Origin of the sequence: Alcaligenes sp. 13f, assembly GCF_020496585.1 — a bacterium.
GTDB classification, from domain to species: Bacteria; Pseudomonadota; Gammaproteobacteria; order Burkholderiales; family Burkholderiaceae_B; genus Alcaligenes; species Alcaligenes phenolicus.
Window position 1 is genome coordinate 1 of the sequence record NZ_JAHKKC010000054.1, and the last position, 1,775, is coordinate 1,775.

The 1,775-nt window shown below is 57.4% G+C and carries 3 protein-coding genes; all 3 read left to right on the forward strand.

Annotated elements, in window-relative coordinates:
• Positions 1-74 precede the first annotated feature (74 nt).
• Positions 75-467: a hypothetical protein gene (locus KOE80_RS20575; protein ID WP_226349832.1), complete on the forward strand. Its 393-nt coding sequence runs from the start codon at positions 75-77 to the stop codon at positions 465-467.
• Positions 464-1,264, forward strand: a complete 801-nt coding sequence (locus tag KOE80_RS20580) for an N-acetylmuramidase domain-containing protein (RefSeq protein ID WP_226349835.1) — start codon at positions 464-466, stop codon at positions 1,262-1,264. Before KOE80_RS20575 ends, KOE80_RS20580 begins: the two co-directional genes overlap by 4 nt.
• A gap of 261 nt (positions 1,265-1,525) precedes the next feature.
• Positions 1,526-1,775, forward strand: a 250-nt coding sequence (gene lysC, locus KOE80_RS20585) for an Rz1-like lysis system protein LysC (RefSeq protein ID WP_226349836.1), incomplete at its 3' end; no start/stop codon positions are given.

Genomic DNA, 1,775 nt, shown 5'->3' on the forward strand with positions numbered 1-1,775 from the left:
GATGCTGGCTGCGGCTGGCGTGGCCTTCTGCCTACGTGATGGCATCGTGAGTCAGACGGCAATGCGGGGTGGCCATGAGTAAGGCGCTGCGCGATGCACTGGTCGTGCTGGCCTGTTACTCCATCCATGCTTCGGTCTATGCCTCTCAGGTGTCGTTGTGGACCCAGATCACGACGGGCGGAACGATCATGGACATGGTGATCAATCTGATGTCTGCGATCTGCGCATCAATGGCAAACACGATGTTTCGGTTGAAAAGCGAGATTGTGGTGGTAACTCGCGTCTTCAAAGAGCTGGCCGTGGGGCTACTGGTGGGCATTACCGCCGGGATTATCACTTACGCGCTGAGTGAGGCAGCACAAACAAACAAATTCCTGCAGCTGGGCCTGGTGACCATTGCGGGCTGGGCGGGTTCAAAGGTTATTGAATTTTATTCCGGTAAGTATTTTGGCAAGGAGGAGCCATGATCCTGCGTCTGAATTCTGTTGGTGCCGATGTGGGGAGCTTGCAGCAACGACTGTTTACCCAGGGCTTTAAGATTGAGCGCACGAATGTCTATGACGAGCGCACCGAGGCGGTGATTCGTCAGACTCAAGCCCGTGCAGGCCTGGTGGTCGATGGGATTTATGGCCCCAAGACCGAAGCCTATCTCAAGGGCAGCGAGACGGGCGTGTACATGAAACAGTCCAATCTGGTTGCTGCCGCGCAGAAGTTGGGCGTTGACCTGGCCAGCGTCATGGCCGTCAATGAAGTGGAGAGTACCGGGACGGGCTTTATTGAGCTTGGTATGCCTCGCATCTTGTTTGAGCGCCATGTGTTCTGGCGGCGTTTGGTGGTTTATGACGTGGATCCTAAGCCTTTGGCTCTTAAGTTCCCCGGCGTCGTCAGTCAGCAGCGTGGAGGCTATGCCGGTGGGCGTTCTGAATATACGCGCTTGGCGGTGGCGGTCGAGATCCATGCCGATGCTGCGTATGAGGCCTGCAGCTGGGGCGCGTTCCAGATCATGGGCTACCACGCGAAAGCCCTGGGCTTTGAGTCCGTGCGTGAGTTCGTCGCTTACATGCGTGAGTCCGAGGGCAACCATCTGGACGCATTTGTGCGCTTTATCTTGGCTGACCCGTCCCTGCATCGGGCGCTAGTTGGTCGCAAATGGGCGACGTTCGCACGGCTCTACAACGGCCCAGCCTATGCCGATAACTTGTATGACGTGAAGCTGGCCAGGGCGTTCAAACGCTATGAGCAATGGATCAAGGATGCGTCATGAGCTGGCGTCAAGGTATCTTGCAGTTGGCCATCATTGTGCTGCTGGGCTATGCGGCCTGGCAGTCCTATCAGCGGGCCAGCTTGCAGACTGCGATCGCCCAGGAACAAAAGAAGCAGCTCCTCGGTTTGGAGGAACTGCTTAATAGCATCCAGACTCACCAAGCCACCATTAACTCCCAGTCGGGTGCCATTCTTAGCCAGCAGGCCGCGCTGCGTGGGACACTTGCCCAGCGCCAGGCCGAATTCAGGAAGCTAGAGCAACATGTTCAAGAAATACGTGATTGGTCTTTGGGCGAGCTGCCCGATACTGTTCAGCGCTTGCGCGAGCGTCCCGCCGTCACCGGCGCACAGGCTTATCACGATGCAGTGCGCTCCAGTCGTGCCTTGCACACTGACCGCGAGCCAGCCACGGACGAACGGTGATCTGAACGTATTGCTGGACCAGGTCGAGAATGATTGGGCTGTGTGTGCCGCTCAGGTAGATGCCGTCTATCGTTGCCAGCAGGAGGCCC

Bases quoted from the DNA above. Each gene is read 5' to 3' on its own strand.
- KOE80_RS20575 (WP_226349832.1), top strand. From the start codon at position 75: ATGAGTAAGGCGCTGCGCGATGCACTGGTCGTGCTGGCCTGTTACTCC.
- KOE80_RS20580 (WP_226349835.1), top strand. From the start codon at position 464: ATGATCCTGCGTCTGAATTCTGTTGGTGCCGATGTGGGGAGCTTGCAG.